This is a genomic window from Pantoea sp. GABEPS69 (genome assembly GCF_045780835.1).
In the GTDB taxonomy this organism is placed as follows: Bacteria; Pseudomonadota; Gammaproteobacteria; order Enterobacterales; family Enterobacteriaceae; genus Pantoea; species Pantoea septica.
On the sequence record NZ_CP118618.1, the window covers coordinates 1565025 to 1580300 of the forward strand.

The window sequence follows — 15276 nt, forward strand, 5'->3', positions numbered from 1 at the left end:
CGCTTACTCCTCCCGTTACGCCGCCGTTAGCCGAACAGCGCATGCAGATGCAGGCAGGCGTCGTCGTAGTGGCTGCGTTCAAAAATGCCCTGTTGCAGAAAGGCTTCCATCTGCGGGTAGAGGCGGATCGCCTTGTCCAGCATCGGATCGCTGCCTGCGGCGTAGGCGCCGACGCTCACCAGGTCGCGGTTGCGCTGGAAGCTGGAGAGCAGCTGCTTAAACTGACGCACCCGCGCGTAATGATCCTCGTCGATCAGCGCGGTCATGGCGCGGCTGATAGAGGCCTCGATATCGATCGCCGGGTAGTGGCCCGCTTCGGCCAGCCGACGCGACAGCACGATATGGCCGTCGAGAATAGCGCGCGCCGAGTCGGCGATAGGATCCTGCTGATCGTCGCCTTCGGTCAGTACGGTATAGAAGGCGGTAATCGAGCCGCCGCCGTGCGTGCCGTTGCCGGCGCGTTCCACAAGCGCCGGCAGCTTGGCGAACACCGAGGGCGGATAGCCTTTGGTGGCAGGCGGCTCACCGATGGCCAGCGCGATCTCGCGCTGCGCCATGGCGTAACGCGTCAGGGAGTCCATGATCAGCAGCACGTGCTGGCCGCGATCGCGAAAATCTTCAGCGATGCGCGTGGCGTAGGCGGCGCCCTGCATACGCAGCAGCGGCGAGACGTCCGCGGGCGCGGCGATCACCACCGAACGCGCACGGCCTTCGGCGCCGAGAATATTTTCAATAAAATCTTTTACTTCGCGGCCGCGCTCGCCGATCAGCCCGACCACGATGACGTCCGCCTGGGTATAGCGCGCCATCATGCCGAGCAGCACGCTCTTGCCGACGCCGGAACCGGCGAACAGGCCCATACGCTGGCCGCGCCCGACGGTAAGCAGAGCATTGATGGCGCGTACGCCGGTGTCGAGCACGTCGGTAATCGGCGTGCGCTGCAGCGGGTTGAAGGGCGGGGTGATCAGCGGCGCGCGGTAGCCGGTATCGGGCGACGGCAGACCGTCGAGCGGCTTGCCGCTGCCGTCGAGCACCCGGCCCAGCAGTTCCGGGCCGAGCAGCAGCTGTTTGCCGCTGTGGCCGCTGTCGCGCGCATAGACGCGGGCGCCGGGCAGAATGCCGTCGACCTCTTCCAGCGGCATCAGAAAGAGTTTCTGGCCGTTAAAGCCCACCACTTCGCTTTCGACTTCGGTCAGGTTCTTGCCGTCGTTGCGTTCGATAACGCAGGTGGCGCCGAGCGGCAGCTGCAGGCCGGTCGCCTCCAGCACCAGACCGGTGGCGCGCGTCAGACGGCCGTAGCGGCGCACCGGCTGCACCTGCGCGATGCGGGTTTCAAAGGCGTCGAGCGCGCCCAGCCAGCGGGAAAGTCGCGAGGTCATTAAAACTCTCCTGGCGCGGCGAGACGGCACAGCTCCTGCCAGCGCGTCGCCACGCTGGCGTCGAGATCGCCATCTTCGGCGCTCAGCTTGCAGCCGCCAGGATGCAGCGTGCTGTCGGCCAGCAAACGCCAGCCGTGCAGATCGAGCGTCGGACCGAGGGTCTGCTCGATACGCTGCAGATCGTCGGGATGCACGCGCAGCTGCGGTTTGCCGCTAAACATCGGCTCCTGCTGCAGCAGCTGCTGGATTTGACGCAGCAGGGCGCTGCCGTCCACCGTGGTCGCCTGGCCGATGACCTGGCGCGCGGCTTCCAGCGCCAGCTGCATCAGACGCGAGGCGATGACGCTGTCGAGCGCCTCCAGCGAGTGCTGGAACTCGGTAACCAGCTGCTGCATGCGCGCCTGAAGCGGCGCCTGCTGCTGCTGCGCATCGGCCAGCCCCTGCTGAAAGCCGGCGTCGTAGCCCGCTTTCTGGCCTTCGGTGAAGCCCTGCTGATGGCCTTCGTTATAGCCCTGCGCCTGCGACTCTTTGCGCGCCTGCTGCTGCATGCGCTCGAAGAGCTGCTGCTGCTCGTCGGCTTCCGATTCAAACACCTCAGGCTCCGGCAGGATTTCCGGCGCCGGCTCGTCGCGGCGGCCTAAATCATCAGGCTGCCAGAGCTGCCACGGGCGGGCGGAAAAGGCATCAGACATAGGTTTCCTCGCTGCTGCCAATTACCATCTCGCCCGATTCCGCCAGACGGCGCACGATAAGCAGGATAGCTTTCTGTTCGTTCTCCACCGCCGACATACGTACCGGACCGCGGTTGGCGAGGTCGTCGCGCAGGATATCGGCGGCGCGCGCCGACATGTTCTTGAGGAACTTCTCGCGCAGCGGCTGCTCGGCGCCTTTCAGCGCGACCAGCAGCTGCTCGGACTCCACTTCCTGCAGCAGACGCTGGATGCTGCGGTCGTCCACTTCCACCAGGTTCTCGAACAGGAACATCTCGTCGATAATTTTCTGCGCCAGTTCGCCGTCGAAGTCGCGAACCGCTTCGATAACCGCCTCTTCCTGCTGCGTTTTCATCAGGTTGATGATTTCCGCCGCGGTTCTCACGCCGCCCATCTTCGCGCGCTTGAGGTTGGTGCCGTCCAGCAGGCCGTTGAGCACTTCGGTCAGCTCTGCCAGCGCCGCCGGCTGTACGCCGCCGAAGGTGGCAATACGCAGCATGACGTCATGACGCAGGCGTTCGTCGAACAGCGCCAGGATATCCGCCGCCTGGCCACGCTTAAGGTGCACCAGGATAGTCGCGATGATCTGCGGATGCTCGTCGCGGATAAGATCGGCGGCAGCCTGCGGCTCCATAAAGTTGAGCGTTTCCATGCCGCTGGTGGTCTCGCGGGACTCGAGAATATCCTCCAGCAGGCTGGCGGCGCGCTCTTCGCCCAGCGCTTTGGTCAGCACCGAACGCAGGTACTCGTTGGAGTTGAGGCTCAGCGCCGCGAACTGCTCGGCGTCGGTCTCGAACTCACGCAGGATCTCGGTAAGCTGCTTGTGCGACACCTGGCGCATATTCGCCATCGCGGCGCTCAGGTGCTGCACTTCACGCTGGTTAAGGTGCTTGAACACCTCGGCGGCGCGCTCTTCGCCGATGGTCATCATCAGGATGGCGCTTTTTTCAGTTCCGGTCAGACTCATAGTTCTTTACTCATCCATTCGCGGATAACCAGCGCAACGACGCGCGGATCGTTCTCGGACATATCGCGGATGCGCTGGCTCATCACCTCGGCGCTCATGCGGTTGCTAGACTTGCGCTCTGCATCCTGCTCATCTTTGCTGAGCTGTACGCTGTAGGCTTCTTCCTCTTGCACGGCGGCGGCGCGCTGTTCTGCGGCTTCCACGGCGGCTTTTTCCGCTTCGCGTTTACGCATCAGCTGCGGACGCACCATTTTGCGGTAGAGGATGAAGGCGACCAGCGCGATCAGCAGCCATTTGCCGACGTTCATCATCTGATCGAAGAAGGCCTGCTGCTGCCAGAACGGCAGGTCGCCGCTGGTTGGATCGGCTGCGGTGAACTCGGAGTTGACCACGTTGACGCTGTCGCCGCGCGGCTGGGAATAGCCCATCGCTTCGCGCGTCAGATCTTCAACCTGCTTCAGCTGCTGTTCGTTAAGGGCGATCGCCTTGCCTTTGTCGTCGGCACGATAGTTAACTACTACCGCGACTGAGAGGCGCTGCACGTCGCCGACGTTCATTTTGGTGTGGCGAATGGTACGGTCCAGCTCATAGTTCACGGTATCGTCGCGGCGCGAGTTGGTCGGCACGCTGCTGCTGGCCGTGCCGTTGTTCGCGTTGTTCTGCTGGCCGTTCTGCGCGTTTTGCCCGTTCTGCGCGTTCGGCGCATTGACCGGCGCGGTGTTGGCCGGCGCTGGCTGGTTGGAGAGGGCACCCGGCACGCCGCCCGGATACGGGCTACCGGTCTGATCGCTGGTGCTGGTCTGACGCGAGCGGATAGCGGTGCTGCTCGGGTTGCCGTTCGGCTGATACTTCTCGTCGGTCTGCTCGCTCTTGTCGAAGTTGATCTGCGCCGTCACCTGCGCGTGCACGTTGCCCTGGCCGAGAATCGGATTCAGGATCGCTTCGATGCGCTGCTGGTAGCGCGCTTCGACTTCGGCGGTATATTTCAGCTGTGCATCGTTGAGGTCGCGGCCTTCGCTGTCTGAACGCGTCAGCAGGCGTCCGCTCTGATCGACAACGGTAACGTTGCCCGGCGGCAGGCCCGCCACGCTGCTGGAGACCATATGCACGATGGCCTGGATTTGGCCCTCATCGAGCGCGCGGCCAGGCTGCAGGTTCAGGGTGACCGAGGCGGAAGGCGCTTTCTGCTCGCGCACGAACAGCGTCGGCTTCGGCATCGCCAGATGGACGCGCGCGGTTTTCACCGGCCCTAAGGTTTCGATGGTGCGCGCCAGCTCGCCTTCCAGCGCGCGCTGGTAGTTGACCTGCTCGCTGAACTGGCTGATACCGAACTTCTCTTGATCGAGCAGCTCAAAGCCCACCGATCCGCCTTTCGGCAGCCCCTGCTGCGCCAGGCGCAGGCGCAGCTCATGCACCTTTTCCGCCGGCACCATCAGCGCGCCGCCGTTATCGGCGAAGCGATAGGGGATGTTCATCTGGGTGAGCTGGGTAACAATCGCGCCGCCGTCTTCATTAGAGAGATTGTTGTACAGCACGCGGTAATCGGGCGCTTTCGCCCACAGCACCAGCGCCATCACGATGGCGATAGCGGCGGCGGCGGCAACGATAAGGGGAATACGCGGGTTAGCGCGCAGGCGAGCGATAAGGTCACTGAAACCTTTTTTGGCTGAATCCTGTGTAGCGGCTGCGCTCGCGTTCATGACCTATTCCTGCCTGACATAATTGACCGGGTTTGTTGTAGTGACAAAACAGACTCCCTGACACTGCGTAAAAGAAACTCCACTTCAATGCATGGCATTATTTTCTTTATCGCAAAATTCGATGGGCGAATAAGCCGGGTTTTTTGCGGTTATTTAGCGCCTTTGTCTCATTGACAATGTGATAACTTTTTGAACGTAGAAAATTCCATCTCTCTTTCAATGAGGTAACGGCATGTCCATTCAGGCAATCGACGGCGTTTTACAGCAGCTTCAGCTGACTTCGCTGCAGGCCAGTAACAAAAGCAGCGAGGCGACGCAGCCGGTCGACTTCGCCGCCACCATGAAAGCGGCGCTTGATAAGATCAGCGATACGCAGAACACCGCCCGCACGCAGGCGCAGGATTTTGAAATGGGCAAGCCGGGCATCGCGCTAAACGATGTAATGGTGGATATGCAGAAGTCTTCTATCTCGATGCAGATGGGGATTCAGGTGAGGAATAAGCTGGTGGCGGCTTATACCGATATTATGAATATGCAGGTTTAGGTCATCTAACTAACTAATAAATATAAAATTAAAGGTTAGATCGCTTTGGTGTGGGGCATGGATGGGACAAACTCGTTCAGTTTTTCGTTGAGTAGGCTCCTTTGTGCTTCGTCATTTTCCTTCATCCAGGATCCGTATACCTGATACACCATCTGCGCATTAGCATGCCCCATCTGACTGGCGATGAAGTTGGGGTTTGCTCCTGCAGACAATGACCAGCACGCGTAGGTGTGTCTGGACTGATATGGCTTTCGGTAGGTAATGCCGGCGCGCTTTATTGCAGAACGCCACGTCTGAGGAATAGAGGCTACCGTGTAGTAATCGTCGCTTGCTCTGTTAACTGCGGTAACTTTGGGATTGAATACGAAGGTAAGCTCTTCTTTGCTGCTTTTGCCGTACTCGCGGGAATGCATAGTGACAGATGCTGGCGGCCGCATGCGCGTCAGTTCCAACTGGTCTTTCAGCACCCTGACCGCTGAATCAACCAGGAAAACTGTGCGCTCTCCGGATGCCGTCTTAGGTGGAGTAAAATCGTCCTGAATGGTCAGGTTGCGTCTCACCGTAACCCTGCCCTTAATCAGGTCGATGTCTTCCCACGCCAGCGCGCAAAGCTCACCGTGGCGCATGCCGCTGTAGACGGCGAGTGACCAGAAGTTTTTCAGCTGGCGCGACTGGCAGGCATCAATCAGCCTGGTGAATTCCTCCCGGGTTAACGGGTCAGGTTGCGGCTTGTCCTTTTTAAGAGGCGACAGGGTAGAGATAACATTGCGATCGGCATAGCCGTTCTCGTGGGCGAATTTGAATAGCGAATGCAGGTCTGACATGCAGGTATTGACGTAAGCCACTGACCGGCCCTTGCCGTGCATATTCTTGCCTCGCCCGTATACGTAGCTGCCTTTCAGAAGCTCCATGCGCATGCGCTGAATATCTTCTGTCCGGATGGCGCGTATCATCCTGTCGGATCCAATGATGCCGATGGTGGTGTTCAGTCGCGTTCTGTATGAGGCCAGAGTGTTGCGGCTTATCTCTGACTCCTTTATTGCGAGCCAGCGCTCTGCCATCTCTTTTACGCTGAGTTCTTCCTTTATTGCACAGAAGCGGGAAAGGTTGGCTGATTCGGGGAAGGTCTTCTGATAACTGAACGATCCGGTCTTTATCTCGTAGACGATGTTAGCCCGCAGCTCGCCTGCCGACTTCCTGTTTTTAGCAGTATCGGGAATGCCGAGCGACTCTCTCACTCGCACCCCCTGATACTGGAAGCTGATGCGCAAGAACCCTCCGTGGTTCTCGACGCCTTTTGGGTATGCTGCCATTGTTTATCCTCTGGGTGAAAAGGGCGATCAGGTTATGCTTTTTTTCGGTCTCTCGCATCAGGCTGCTTCTTCAGCTGCGACTCGATCCACTTGTCGATAGCCTCGCGGTTATACATGCACTGGCTATTAAGCCCCGGCTCACCCTCTGGTGAGAACAGCAGGTATTCCCTTCCTTGCATCCACGCCTTTTCGCGTGCCCGCTTTATCGTGCCGGGACGCATCCCTGTTACTGCCATCAGAACTGATTCAGTTACCCACTTATTGGGAGCCAGCTGAATTACGTTTTCCATATCTACTCCTTATCCGGCCAGTTCCAGACCAGCACGATACAAATAAAAACGGCGAGCCAAATAAGGAACTCGCCGGGGGAGATGTCGTGGATGGTGTTCATGCTGCAGGCTTCAGAAAGAGAATCCAGTGCGTCTTATCGCTTTTGCCAGTTCGCTGCCAGATAGTTGGCTTTTGGTCGGTAAGAGCGATAACTTTGCTGACGGGAATCTGTGTTTCGTTCCATTTGAATATCAGCGTGCCGTGTGGCCGCAACACCCTGAATGCCTCAGCGAATCCTGCGCGGATATCGTCTGTCCATGTTTTCTTATCCAAAGCGCCATACTTCTTTTTCATCCAGGCATTTTCGCCGACTCTGTCTAAATGAGGCGGATCAAACACAACCTGAGCAAATGTGTTGTCAGCAAATGGTAGCGCGCGAAAATCAGCGATGATATCCGGGCTAATCTGCAGTGTGCGCCCGTCACATAAAACATGCTGCTCAGCGCGTCGGTCAGTAAACACCGCGCGGTCATCCTGCTTATCCATCCAGAACATGCGAGAACCGCAGCACATGTCCAATATGCTTACTTCAGACATAACAACTCCTCACGCAGAGCGCGATAGTGAATAGGGTGAGTGGGGGTGTAGAGAGGTTATTCTTTGGTGAGAAACTGCAATTTGTGCCAGATATCCAAATCATCCTTGTCGTGATTCTCGCAGTACTCCTCAACTGCCTTCTCGATTAGAGATGCCTGTTCAGCAGAAAGGTGATCATCCCGATGGTCGAAGAAAGCGACAGTCATTGCTCTGCCGCCAAGGATATCTGTTAGCGGGCCAATTGGTGGCTCTTTGCCATCCGGGAATTCAACTACCAACGTGTAAACACTCATGCGACCCTCCTTTGCTGCTTAGCGCGCTCAATACGCTCGTAGTATTCCCGGCACTCGCTGCAGCAGAAGAAACCCTTCGTGGTCTTCTCTCCACAGTCGCCGTTATGGCAAAGGCCGGTGTAGGTCATCGTGGGCTTGGGTCGGTTAGCCAGGGCAATCTCAATCATCTGCTGCTCGCGTTCTGCGGCTTCATCAATAGGGTCTGGAAAGTTCATTGTCTTCTCCAAATTACAGGCGTAAAAAAACCGCATTGCGCGGTCATGTGCTGATGCTCAATGGGTTCGTAGTTTTTCATGCAAGCCACCAGGATAAATACGCAATAACACCCACCACAAGCACCCACCAGATGTGAATCATGATGTCCTCTTTGCTTTTCATTTCGCCTCATCAATGTTGCACAGTAAGTCTGGTAGTGGTGCCGCCTCCAGCATATCTTCCCATGAGTAGACAATATTAAAGGTAACGTCCACGCCGAAATTCTTACCGCATTCCGGGCAATCAGCATCGGCAAGCGTATGGCGCTGACCTTTCATCTCCTGCGTTGGTTCAACCGGTACCAGCTTCCAGCCTTCTTGCACCAGCTCCGCCAGGCTGACGGCGGGCGCGGGGCGGACGAAGAGTGGCGTAACCTGATTGCCTTTAAACACCGAAAACAAGTCAGCCACCTGCTTGTTTCGCTCGACATGACTGGTTTCTCGGTGGGCATCTTTGAGAACCCATGCAAAAGGCTCCTGATTCTCCAGCTCTGCCAGTTTCGTCTCTGCTGCTTCTGCGCGCTGCTGCCAGTCATCTGGAGGCGCATTCAGAGTGGCAAGCGCCACCTCCATCAATTCGACCATGTAACGCATGTCAGGATTCGATTCTGATGCCTGCTTCCAGCGCTTAATCTCAATCTTGCAGAGACCTGTCAGCGCCTGCTTCTCTTCTTCACTCATTCTCTTACCCCTTATGCCGCTGTCAGGCTCAATGCCGCGGCGAAAATAGTTAGTCCTGCACCACGGCACCAAAGCGTCCGCGCAGCTCTGTCTGATAGTCATTCCAGACAACATCAGGCTTCGTCACGATGATGCGTGGCAGCTGCGGATAGAAGGCTGCCAGTCGTGCGTATTCCTTCGTGGCGCGCCCCCTGCGCCGTGTCTCCAGTGATTCCTTCGTGCGTGATTCAATCCGGCACCGCTCACCGTACCGGGCGGCAATCTGCTGCTGTGCGTCCTGCATAGCCAGCCGATGCAGACGCTGTGATTGCGTTTCATCAGGGCGTGCAGAGTCCGCCGAAGTTTCGGTGAGGTTCATGGTCGGTGCCTTATTGGTAAATGTTAGAAGGGTGGAGCGTCATCCCATTCCATAGGAGGCTCATTGTTTGCCGGTGGAGTAGATGGCCCAGCCTGCTGCTGCGGTCGCTGCTGCTGATTTGTTTGCGGTCGGTTTCCCTGACCACCTTCCTGCTTGCCGCCGAGCATCTGCAGCGTTCCGCCAACGTTGACGACTATCTCAGTGGTGTACTTCTCAGAGCCGTCCTGCGCCTGCCACTTCCGTGTGCGCAGCTGGCCTTCGATGTAAACCTGCGAGCCCTTACGCAGGTACTCGCCAGCCACCTCTGCCAGCTTTCCGAAGATGACTACGCGATGCCACTCAGTTATCTCTTTGTTCTCGCCGGTCGACTTGTCCCGCCACTGCTCTGACGTCGCTATGGTCAGGTTGGCTACTGCGCCGCCTGATGGCTGATAGCGAACCTCCGGATCCTTCCCGAGGTTTCCGACCAGTATCACTTTATTGACTCCACGACTTGCCATTTATGCTGCCTCGCTTTTCTGCTCAAGTTCCGCCTTGCGGATGTCATAAATCTCTTTGGCCTTAGCCTGATATTCGGTGCCGCGCAGTGTGCGCCAAGCCTCTTCAAATAGAGGCTTCAGTTCGTCAATGCCGCCAGCTTCTGAGGCCGCCTGCGTGAACACCTTCAGCGACTCTTCTGCCGGATTAGCGCCGGACTCAAGCCAGTTCAGTAACTGCTTACCCGTTTGCTCACTCAGGATTACCGGATCCGCATTGCTGAAGAGTTTCGTCCTGTCTTTGCTGGCGATCGCATGATGCGTTTCGTGCCCGATATCCAGAACGGTAGTGAATTCGTATTCAACGCCGTCGCGCTGCTCTGACTTCATACCGAGCTTAGCGACCTTTTTGCGGCCGTTTTCCTCCACCTGAGCGGTTTCAGTTTTGCTGCGCATGGTGGCAACGATGTGCATTGATGAGCGAAGAATGGCGTCAAGGAATGATCGGTGGCGTGGGTTTATTTCACTCCATGCAGACCATGGGTTTCCGCGGTACTTTGTCTTGGCGATGGTGTCTACCAGTTCCAGACAGCCGCCAACTCCACCCCATTCGTGGGTGATGCTGTCAATGATGAGAGTGTCATATCCTGCCTGCTCAGCGGCGCTGATAGCTTCAATGAAGCGCTCTGGGGTAAATGGGGGATCCAGTTCCAGCACGTCAAACCCAGCAACATCTGAGTAAAGTGACGCGCTACCTTTTTCCGTATCTATCACCGCAATGCGTCCGCCAATACCCTTGGCTACCAGCAGCGCGCTGTATGTCTTTCCTGAACCACTTGGCCCGGTAAGTGCCAGCCGCAGCTTGGCTTTCTTCCTCATGGCTTTTTCAAATTTCATCACACACCTCAGTGTCAGTTATGGGCGCACCAGTCGATGCGGCTCTGTTGTTGCTCCGTACGATGATCAGCAGCTGCATCCATTGCAGCCTGCTGTGGTGTCATCTCTTCCAGCACTGGCTCTAAGATGGCTTTCATCATCTCGATGAAATACATATCCGGGTCAATCATGCTGCTATCTCCTGACGAATCGTGTAACCCTGCTCTGTAAGCCACTCCATTACGTCTTTAATGTCGAACTGGTTGATCAACTGCTTGCCGTTGAAGTCGAGCAGAGACACTTCATCAGCTTCGATAACCATCATGCCGGGGCGATAACCGGCGCGAGTCTTCAGCTCGCCGCATTCGAGTTTCAGCTTCATCACTTACCTCTCAGGCCTAATTTCTGCAGGAGCATGCGGGTGAAATCGAAGCCAGCCAGTCGCTCTTCTTCGCGACGCTGGCGCTCCAGCTCTTCCTGCTGCTTGCGATACTGCTCAACTGCTGCCGGGGCGTTCATTGCGGATTACCCGGTTGCGTTACTGACTGAATCAGGCGCTCTACAAGCTTCTGCAGGCGGCTCTTCGGCTTCCACGACATAACGTCGGCGCCGGTTAATTTGAATGCGAACATGGTGTTTTGTGGGCGAGCCACGATGGCATCGCCCGCGATTGCATATGACATCGTGGGTTCCTGTTATTTTAATGAGAATTTGCCTTGATAAAGCTCGGCCGCTTTTAGATAGGCTTGATTAGCTTCTTCCGCGGTATTGTGATACCCGAGAGAAATTCGTTTATGATTGATGGTTATTTGGGATAAATACTTTCCTTCTCTTTGCGAGAAGTGAACCCCTTTAAATCCGGTCTTATTATTCTTTGAAACTCCCTGGTTGTGGTGATTCTGAAATTTTGTGGCCAGTCTTAAATTTGAGATGCGATTGTCAGATGGCTTTCTATTTATATGATCAATATCTAAGTCAGGCTCTGAACCATAGAAGTAATACCAAGCCAACCGATGTGCTCTGTATCTTTTTTTGCTAATGGTTATTGAGACATATCCCTTAGGGTCAATAGTGCCAGCCACCGCTCCTTTCTTACGCACCCCGCGAGTCACTCGCCAAAAAAACACCCCTGTCTTTTCATTATAAAAAAGCAAATCTCTGATTAGATTGAGAGGAGGCATTCTTTACCCTCGCTTTGTTTTTGAAAAAAAGTTGGGCGCCATTGCGGCGCCCATAGGGAATGCTACTGTCTGGTTATTTCAAGCCCTCTAAAGGCGTTGGTGACTAGCACCTCAAAGCCGTCTTAGCAGACAGCTTTACGGTGTCAATCAGTTGGCGGTTCAGGTAATGGCATCCAGTGGGTTGCGCCATAAACAATTCCCCGCTGATCCTCAAATCGAGGGGTGCGACCTTTCTCCGTTTTTGCGCCTGACCACTGTCGATAAGTTGCGCTTTGAACGTACTTTCCATGCAGAGCTACTAGCACACGGGCGTCAATTCCAGGCATGCTCTCACTGCACTTTATCCACTCCATCCTCTCTCTCCTGTAGTGGTTACTGGCCCGATGCTCGATCGATGCGCTCAATTTCCGCGATGATAAGTGCTGCTGCTCGTACTAAATCCTGACGAGGTGATTTGGGCTTCCAGTATTCTTCATCCCAGGGCCAGCTATCTGGAACAGGTTCGCATTGGTAATCTTCCGGATTGCTACCGAACACCCATGATCGACCGTTAACATGCCGTGCATAGCACGCCGCTGCGCCCGCCAGCTCTCCGTGCGTGTAGTTGTCGTCACCCTCATTGGTGTAACCCTCAATCAAATACTGCCTCTGACGCTCATTCACAACATCTTCAATTGCTTTGCTCATTCACCCTCCTAAATAACCCGCCACCATAAGCGCCCCGGTGACTATCCAGCAGATAATCCAGTCTGTGTTGCTCATTGTGGGCTCCAGTAAAAAGGCCTTACAGGCCCGTATTTGAAAATTTTCCGTGAAGTCTCTCAGATGCCTCCGAGTAAGCCTTGTGGGCCTCCTCAGGCGTTTTGAATTCGCCCAGTGGAATCTTTACACCGTGGCATTTGATCGTGGCTTTCCACTTCTTCGTTTGCTTGTTGAAGCCAACACCTTTATATCCAGAGGTGTTATTTTTCTGCGCAACACGATTCCACATGTTTTCCTGATTGGTAGCAGCTCGAAGGTTATTTTTGCTGTTATCGCTTTTGACATTGTTGATGTGATCAACGCATTCCTTAGGCCACTCACCGTACATGTATAGCCAGGCAAGACGGTGCGCGGCATAAAGAATTGCATCAACCCTGATATAAACGTATCCGTCCTGACGGATGTACCCGGCCACATCTCCGGGGAACTTCCATCCCTTCTGAATCTTCCAGCAAAACACCCCGGTTTCTTCGTCGTAGGTGAGTTGCTCCCTAAGTCGGGCTGCCGTGATTCTGCTCTGGTTCATAGATAGTTACCGTGCCGTTACGATGTCTTTAGATTTGCGATAGCCAGCTGCGTAGATGGAAACTTGCGGCAGGCACATGCCGTTTTCGATTTGGCCGCCGACATACTTCTCAGCGCCCGCCAGAATCTGCTTGTGATACTCCGTCTCTGTTTCTACAGCCTTGACTACGCGGTCAGCTGCCGGCCGTTTGCAGGCAATCTCAGCGCGGCTCAGTTCCACGCGACGCTGCGGCGCTTCCTGACTAAATGCGCTCGCCAGAATCGCTTCAATCTCACGCGCCTTAATAGCCTCTTCAGCCCGGCGAGCGTTGCGGCGTGACTTCGCGTTATCTTTTCCAACAGGGTTAAGTGATTTGCCATAGACGATGTTCGCCATAAATCCTCCGGTTAGTTACTGGCTGCACTGTCGCAACAATGCACTCAGTAACCACTGTTTGAGTTCGGTGCGTTCTCGGCACCTTCCGTAGAGCTTCCCGCTCGTTGTTACAAAGAGCTGCTATCCGTTTCGTACTGCGCCAGCGTCCTGCTGATGGAGAGATATTCACATATTGTGATTTAATGGTCAATCACAAATTGTGTATAAATTTAATATGACACGCTATGTGTGTGATTTTTTTGTGTATTTATTTTTCTACAGCCGCAAAAAACCCGTACAGCGCTCGACTCAGTGCTAAGATTTCATGGCTTAACAGGAGGAGGTTGGTGGCATGAGAAACAAAGATGTGGCTGACTTGCACAGGAAGATGATGCCTGAGGTGGGAGAGGTTCTTGGTAGGGGGACTATGGAGCTGCTGAGGGAGGGGCGGGCGATAACTAATCTGGCAATAAAGGAGAAGATAACAGGTCTTTATGCTGATAAAGCAGATGACATAGTAGTGCAGATGGCGCTGGCTCTGCTGTCGACGACGCACTGACGGTGCAGGTCAGGATTGCGGGCAAAAAAAACCGCCAGACCAGCGCTGGCGGTAACTTGTCGAGCAACAAGCAAAGTGATGGATATATTTCACTTTCATTATTGGCCGATATTTTTTTACCTGCAAGCGTAAGCGGCAAAAAAAGCCCGCACACGGCGGGCAAGAGTGATGCGGACAATCAGCTTGTTCCGGCCCTGAGGCCGTGTCTCTCTGGACATTAGTGTTATCGGCACGGCAGGAGATAGCTTTAGGGGTGGGCATGAAAAACCCGGTGCGGTGGCGGGTGCAGGAGTGGCAACGAGTTCACCATTGGTAAACCGTTTACCATTAATGACATCGTTAACCATAGGGATCGGTGTGGCGGGCAAAACTGAAGGTATTGAGATCTTCTACTGGTATATCAACGAGATAGGGTGGCGGTCATATGGGGATCGGCGCAATAAAAAACCCGGCGCTGTGGCCGGGTTTATTTGCAGTGTTGGCGATAAAACTTTAGCACCTTGTTAGGTGTAAAATCAGAAGATTCGAATCCTGATAGTACACGCTGAAAAACGCTTTCTTCCATATCAGCGTGTTTTTCCAATTCTCCGCTTTCTTCCCTAGAAACCACATTAGGGACTTTCCATACAATAGCATCGGCATAGAAAACATAACTGTCATGATGCACAAATGGGTGCTCTCCAGCACGTAAAATACATGCTGGATCGTGGTGTACTGGAGCCGGATATACCGTGGTGATATTAACGACCAGTACGCATTCGCAACCATGGACAGGATGGTACACTGGATCGTTACAAATGATATGTAGATGTTTAGACCCACCAACAGGGGCCAATACGGTGCCTTTCCTGTATGGTGAGTAAACTGTCATGCTAGCTCACTGCTGAATTTTTTGAGTTGGTCGCGCGCTCTCATTCTATCAAGGAGAGCTTCGGCTTCCGCTTCAGATTTCCCGCCAGCCATGAAAATGGATTTTGGATTGATCGCAACAGACGACCCGTGAGGATCTTGCCACTCAGAACAAATTCGGTGCGTTAATTCACAAAGCTCAAAGCGCTTATAATGACCAAACTCTGAGAAAACTTTATCCAGAATTTTTATATCAGCTCGGCTTAGCTCATCGAAAGCATCATCGTCTTCAAGCCCATGAACTGGCTTTTTGACTGAAACCTCATAATTCGATTCACCTTTTATCCAGTCATCCCAAGGTGATTCTTCAAGAGGGCTGCCTGACTTAAGCAGGTCATAGGTTCGTGACAATACAGGACCATTGTTCATGGACACTGCGCGGTCACCAGTCATTGAGTCGCCATAACTGATCATATACTCACGATCAGCCAGGTAAAGCAGTTTCATGAGTTTGATATATGCCATGCGCCCACCACGTTTCAACAGTAGGTAACCAGCCATTTGAGCTGCTTTATTTTCGCTGTACATACTCAACCTCCCAGACTACCTAATTAGTAATCTCAAGTG

26 protein-coding genes are annotated in these 15276 nt (G+C 54.8%); 2 read left to right on the forward strand and 24 right to left on the reverse strand.

From position 1 onward, the window contains the following. Window positions 1-26 precede the first annotated feature (26 nt). The 4 genes from fliI to fliF are packed head-to-tail and all read right to left on the reverse strand — an operon-like array spanning window position 27 to window position 4756. Window positions 27-1379: a flagellar protein export ATPase FliI gene (fliI, locus tag PVE98_RS07460; RefSeq protein WP_033749819.1), complete on the reverse strand. Its 1353-nt coding sequence runs from the start codon at window positions 1377-1379 to the stop codon at window positions 27-29. Further along, window positions 1379-2071, reverse strand: coding sequence for a flagellar assembly protein FliH (gene fliH / locus PVE98_RS07465; RefSeq protein ID WP_096073380.1), 693 nt, complete (start codon window positions 2069-2071; stop codon window positions 1379-1381). Before fliH ends, fliI begins: the two co-directional genes overlap by 1 nt. Next, window positions 2064-3056, reverse strand: coding sequence for a flagellar motor switch protein FliG (fliG, locus tag PVE98_RS07470; protein ID WP_033749817.1), 993 nt, complete (start codon window positions 3054-3056; stop codon window positions 2064-2066). Before fliG ends, fliH begins: the two co-directional genes overlap by 8 nt. Next, window positions 3053-4756, reverse strand: a complete 1704-nt coding sequence (gene fliF, locus PVE98_RS07475) for a flagellar basal-body MS-ring/collar protein FliF (RefSeq protein WP_096073379.1) — start codon at window positions 4754-4756, stop codon at window positions 3053-3055. Before fliF ends, fliG begins: the two co-directional genes overlap by 4 nt. Before the next feature lie 232 nt (window positions 4757-4988). Between fliF and fliE the strand changes: the two genes are divergently transcribed. Next, window positions 4989-5300 (forward strand): flagellar hook-basal body complex protein FliE, encoded by a 312-nt coding sequence (fliE, locus tag PVE98_RS07480; protein ID WP_033749815.1) that lies wholly within the window; start codon window positions 4989-4991, stop codon window positions 5298-5300. Between the two features lie 35 nt (window positions 5301-5335). On the opposite strand, the gene PVE98_RS07485 is transcribed toward fliE, so the two are convergent. The 18 genes from PVE98_RS07485 to PVE98_RS07570 form a co-directional block, all read right to left on the reverse strand. Next, on the reverse strand, window positions 5336-6613 hold the full coding sequence (locus PVE98_RS07485) for an Arm DNA-binding domain-containing protein (protein WP_048781566.1): 1278 nt from the start codon (window positions 6611-6613) through the stop codon (window positions 5336-5338). Window positions 6614-6645: 32 nt separating this feature from the next. Then, a complete protein-coding gene (locus PVE98_RS07490) occupies window positions 6646-6903 on the reverse strand; it encodes an excisionase family protein (RefSeq protein WP_313619244.1) in 258 nt (85 codons plus the stop codon). A gap of 97 nt (window positions 6904-7000) precedes the next feature. Continuing rightward, window positions 7001-7480, reverse strand: a complete 480-nt coding sequence (locus PVE98_RS07495) for a class I SAM-dependent methyltransferase (protein ID WP_048781562.1) — start codon at window positions 7478-7480, stop codon at window positions 7001-7003. A 56-nt stretch (window positions 7481-7536) separates the two neighbouring features. Further along, the gene (locus PVE98_RS07500) at window positions 7537-7773 is read right to left on the reverse strand and encodes a hypothetical protein (protein ID WP_033750864.1); all 237 of its coding nucleotides are present in this window, start codon (window positions 7771-7773) and stop codon (window positions 7537-7539) included. Then, a complete protein-coding gene (locus PVE98_RS07505) occupies window positions 7770-7988 on the reverse strand; it encodes a hypothetical protein (protein ID WP_033751915.1) in 219 nt (72 codons plus the stop codon). The genes PVE98_RS07500 and PVE98_RS07505 overlap by 4 nt, the downstream gene beginning before the upstream one ends. A 159-nt stretch (window positions 7989-8147) precedes the next feature. Then, window positions 8148-8708, reverse strand: coding sequence for a hypothetical protein (locus PVE98_RS07510; protein ID WP_033750861.1), 561 nt, complete (start codon window positions 8706-8708; stop codon window positions 8148-8150). Between the two features lie 49 nt (window positions 8709-8757). Continuing rightward, window positions 8758-9066 carry a hypothetical protein gene (locus PVE98_RS07515; protein ID WP_033750859.1) on the reverse strand — a complete coding sequence of 103 codons (309 nt, stop codon included), beginning with the start codon at window positions 9064-9066 and terminating at the stop codon, window positions 8758-8760. 23 nt (window positions 9067-9089) lie between these two features. Beyond that, window positions 9090-9566 (reverse strand): single-stranded DNA-binding protein, encoded by a 477-nt coding sequence (ssb, locus tag PVE98_RS07520; RefSeq protein ID WP_048781560.1) that lies wholly within the window; start codon window positions 9564-9566, stop codon window positions 9090-9092. Beyond that, window positions 9567-10439 carry an ATP-binding protein gene (locus tag PVE98_RS07525; protein ID WP_407568559.1) on the reverse strand — a complete coding sequence of 291 codons (873 nt, stop codon included), beginning with the start codon at window positions 10437-10439 and terminating at the stop codon, window positions 9567-9569. Between the two features lie 14 nt (window positions 10440-10453). Next, window positions 10454-10609, reverse strand: a complete 156-nt coding sequence (locus tag PVE98_RS07530) for a hypothetical protein (protein ID WP_161801239.1) — start codon at window positions 10607-10609, stop codon at window positions 10454-10456. Continuing rightward, window positions 10606-10803, reverse strand: coding sequence for a hypothetical protein (locus PVE98_RS07535; protein WP_127908386.1), 198 nt, complete (start codon window positions 10801-10803; stop codon window positions 10606-10608). Before PVE98_RS07535 ends, PVE98_RS07530 begins: the two co-directional genes overlap by 4 nt. Then, window positions 10800-10937 (reverse strand): hypothetical protein, encoded by a 138-nt coding sequence (locus PVE98_RS07540; RefSeq protein WP_161801238.1) that lies wholly within the window; start codon window positions 10935-10937, stop codon window positions 10800-10802. Before PVE98_RS07540 ends, PVE98_RS07535 begins: the two co-directional genes overlap by 4 nt. Continuing rightward, a complete protein-coding gene (locus PVE98_RS07545) occupies window positions 10934-11101 on the reverse strand; it encodes a hypothetical protein (protein WP_161801262.1) in 168 nt (55 codons plus the stop codon). The genes PVE98_RS07540 and PVE98_RS07545 overlap by 4 nt, the downstream gene beginning before the upstream one ends. Window positions 11102-11113: 12 nt before the next feature. Continuing rightward, the gene (locus tag PVE98_RS07550) at window positions 11114-11599 is read right to left on the reverse strand and encodes an HNH endonuclease (RefSeq protein ID WP_075203237.1); all 486 of its coding nucleotides are present in this window, start codon (window positions 11597-11599) and stop codon (window positions 11114-11116) included. A 143-nt stretch (window positions 11600-11742) separates the two neighbouring features. After that, window positions 11743-11952, reverse strand: coding sequence for a DUF551 domain-containing protein (locus PVE98_RS07555; protein ID WP_075203267.1), 210 nt, complete (start codon window positions 11950-11952; stop codon window positions 11743-11745). A gap of 19 nt (window positions 11953-11971) precedes the next feature. After that, complete coding sequence (locus PVE98_RS07560) at window positions 11972-12286, reverse strand: hypothetical protein (protein ID WP_075203268.1); 315 nt, start codon at window positions 12284-12286, stop codon at window positions 11972-11974. A gap of 97 nt (window positions 12287-12383) precedes the next feature. Next, window positions 12384-12887: an HNH endonuclease gene (locus PVE98_RS07565; RefSeq protein WP_033748122.1), complete on the reverse strand. Its 504-nt coding sequence runs from the start codon at window positions 12885-12887 to the stop codon at window positions 12384-12386. A 6-nt stretch (window positions 12888-12893) separates the two neighbouring features. Next, window positions 12894-13262 (reverse strand): hypothetical protein, encoded by a 369-nt coding sequence (locus PVE98_RS07570; RefSeq protein WP_033748120.1) that lies wholly within the window; start codon window positions 13260-13262, stop codon window positions 12894-12896. Between the two features lie 331 nt (window positions 13263-13593). Here PVE98_RS07570 and PVE98_RS07575 point away from each other — a divergent pair, with 331 nt between their 5' ends. Next, window positions 13594-13800, forward strand: a complete 207-nt coding sequence (locus tag PVE98_RS07575; protein ID WP_033748118.1) for a hypothetical protein — start codon at window positions 13594-13596, stop codon at window positions 13798-13800. Window positions 13801-14266: 466 nt separating this feature from the next. Here the strand turns inward: PVE98_RS07575 and PVE98_RS07580 are convergent, their stop codons facing one another. After that, a complete protein-coding gene (locus tag PVE98_RS07580; RefSeq protein WP_072010385.1) occupies window positions 14267-14671 on the reverse strand; it encodes a hypothetical protein in 405 nt (134 codons plus the stop codon). Next, window positions 14668-15237 (reverse strand): Panacea domain-containing protein, encoded by a 570-nt coding sequence (locus PVE98_RS07585; RefSeq protein WP_033748113.1) that lies wholly within the window; start codon window positions 15235-15237, stop codon window positions 14668-14670. Before PVE98_RS07585 ends, PVE98_RS07580 begins: the two co-directional genes overlap by 4 nt. Window positions 15238-15276: the final 39 nt, after the last annotated feature.

What these genes read in the sequence shown, in the direction of transcription:
- ssb (WP_048781560.1), bottom strand. Translation starts at nt 9,566, where the DNA reads ATGGCAAGTCGTGGAGTCAATAAAGTGATACTGGTCGGAAACCTCGGG.
- PVE98_RS07510 (WP_033750861.1), bottom strand. Translation starts at nt 8,708, where the DNA reads ATGAGTGAAGAAGAGAAGCAGGCGCTGACAGGTCTCTGCAAGATTGAG.
- PVE98_RS07570 (WP_033748120.1), bottom strand. Translation starts at nt 13,262, where the DNA reads ATGGCGAACATCGTCTATGGCAAATCACTTAACCCTGTTGGAAAAGAT.
- PVE98_RS07545 (WP_161801262.1), bottom strand. Translation starts at nt 11,101, where the DNA reads ATGTCATATGCAATCGCGGGCGATGCCATCGTGGCTCGCCCACAAAAC.
- PVE98_RS07530 (WP_161801239.1), bottom strand. Translation starts at nt 10,609, where the DNA reads ATGATTGACCCGGATATGTATTTCATCGAGATGATGAAAGCCATCTTA.
- fliF (WP_096073379.1), bottom strand. Translation starts at nt 4,756, where the DNA reads ATGAACGCGAGCGCAGCCGCTACACAGGATTCAGCCAAAAAAGGTTTC.
- PVE98_RS07495 (WP_048781562.1), bottom strand. Translation starts at nt 7,480, where the DNA reads ATGTCTGAAGTAAGCATATTGGACATGTGCTGCGGTTCTCGCATGTTC.
- fliI (WP_033749819.1), bottom strand. Translation starts at nt 1,379, where the DNA reads ATGACCTCGCGACTTTCCCGCTGGCTGGGCGCGCTCGACGCCTTTGAA.
- PVE98_RS07540 (WP_161801238.1), bottom strand. Translation starts at nt 10,937, where the DNA reads ATGAACGCCCCGGCAGCAGTTGAGCAGTATCGCAAGCAGCAGGAAGAG.
- PVE98_RS07575 (WP_033748118.1), top strand. Translation starts at nt 13,594, where the DNA reads ATGAGAAACAAAGATGTGGCTGACTTGCACAGGAAGATGATGCCTGAG.
- PVE98_RS07580 (WP_072010385.1), bottom strand. Translation starts at nt 14,671, where the DNA reads ATGACAGTTTACTCACCATACAGGAAAGGCACCGTATTGGCCCCTGTT.
- PVE98_RS07515 (WP_033750859.1), bottom strand. Translation starts at nt 9,066, where the DNA reads ATGAACCTCACCGAAACTTCGGCGGACTCTGCACGCCCTGATGAAACG.
- PVE98_RS07555 (WP_075203267.1), bottom strand. Translation starts at nt 11,952, where the DNA reads ATGGAGTGGATAAAGTGCAGTGAGAGCATGCCTGGAATTGACGCCCGT.
- PVE98_RS07585 (WP_033748113.1), bottom strand. Translation starts at nt 15,237, where the DNA reads ATGTACAGCGAAAATAAAGCAGCTCAAATGGCTGGTTACCTACTGTTG.
- PVE98_RS07525 (WP_407568559.1), bottom strand. Translation starts at nt 10,439, where the DNA reads ATGAAATTTGAAAAAGCCATGAGGAAGAAAGCCAAGCTGCGGCTGGCA.
- PVE98_RS07560 (WP_075203268.1), bottom strand. Translation starts at nt 12,286, where the DNA reads ATGAGCAAAGCAATTGAAGATGTTGTGAATGAGCGTCAGAGGCAGTAT.
- fliG (WP_033749817.1), bottom strand. Translation starts at nt 3,056, where the DNA reads ATGAGTCTGACCGGAACTGAAAAAAGCGCCATCCTGATGATGACCATC.
- fliH (WP_096073380.1), bottom strand. Translation starts at nt 2,071, where the DNA reads ATGTCTGATGCCTTTTCCGCCCGCCCGTGGCAGCTCTGGCAGCCTGAT.
- PVE98_RS07500 (WP_033750864.1), bottom strand. Translation starts at nt 7,773, where the DNA reads ATGAGTGTTTACACGTTGGTAGTTGAATTCCCGGATGGCAAAGAGCCA.
- PVE98_RS07550 (WP_075203237.1), bottom strand. Translation starts at nt 11,599, where the DNA reads ATGCCTCCTCTCAATCTAATCAGAGATTTGCTTTTTTATAATGAAAAG.
- PVE98_RS07490 (WP_313619244.1), bottom strand. Translation starts at nt 6,903, where the DNA reads ATGGAAAACGTAATTCAGCTGGCTCCCAATAAGTGGGTAACTGAATCA.
- PVE98_RS07485 (WP_048781566.1), bottom strand. Translation starts at nt 6,613, where the DNA reads ATGGCAGCATACCCAAAAGGCGTCGAGAACCACGGAGGGTTCTTGCGC.
- fliE (WP_033749815.1), top strand. Translation starts at nt 4,989, where the DNA reads ATGTCCATTCAGGCAATCGACGGCGTTTTACAGCAGCTTCAGCTGACT.
- PVE98_RS07565 (WP_033748122.1), bottom strand. Translation starts at nt 12,887, where the DNA reads ATGAACCAGAGCAGAATCACGGCAGCCCGACTTAGGGAGCAACTCACC.
- PVE98_RS07505 (WP_033751915.1), bottom strand. Translation starts at nt 7,988, where the DNA reads ATGAACTTTCCAGACCCTATTGATGAAGCCGCAGAACGCGAGCAGCAG.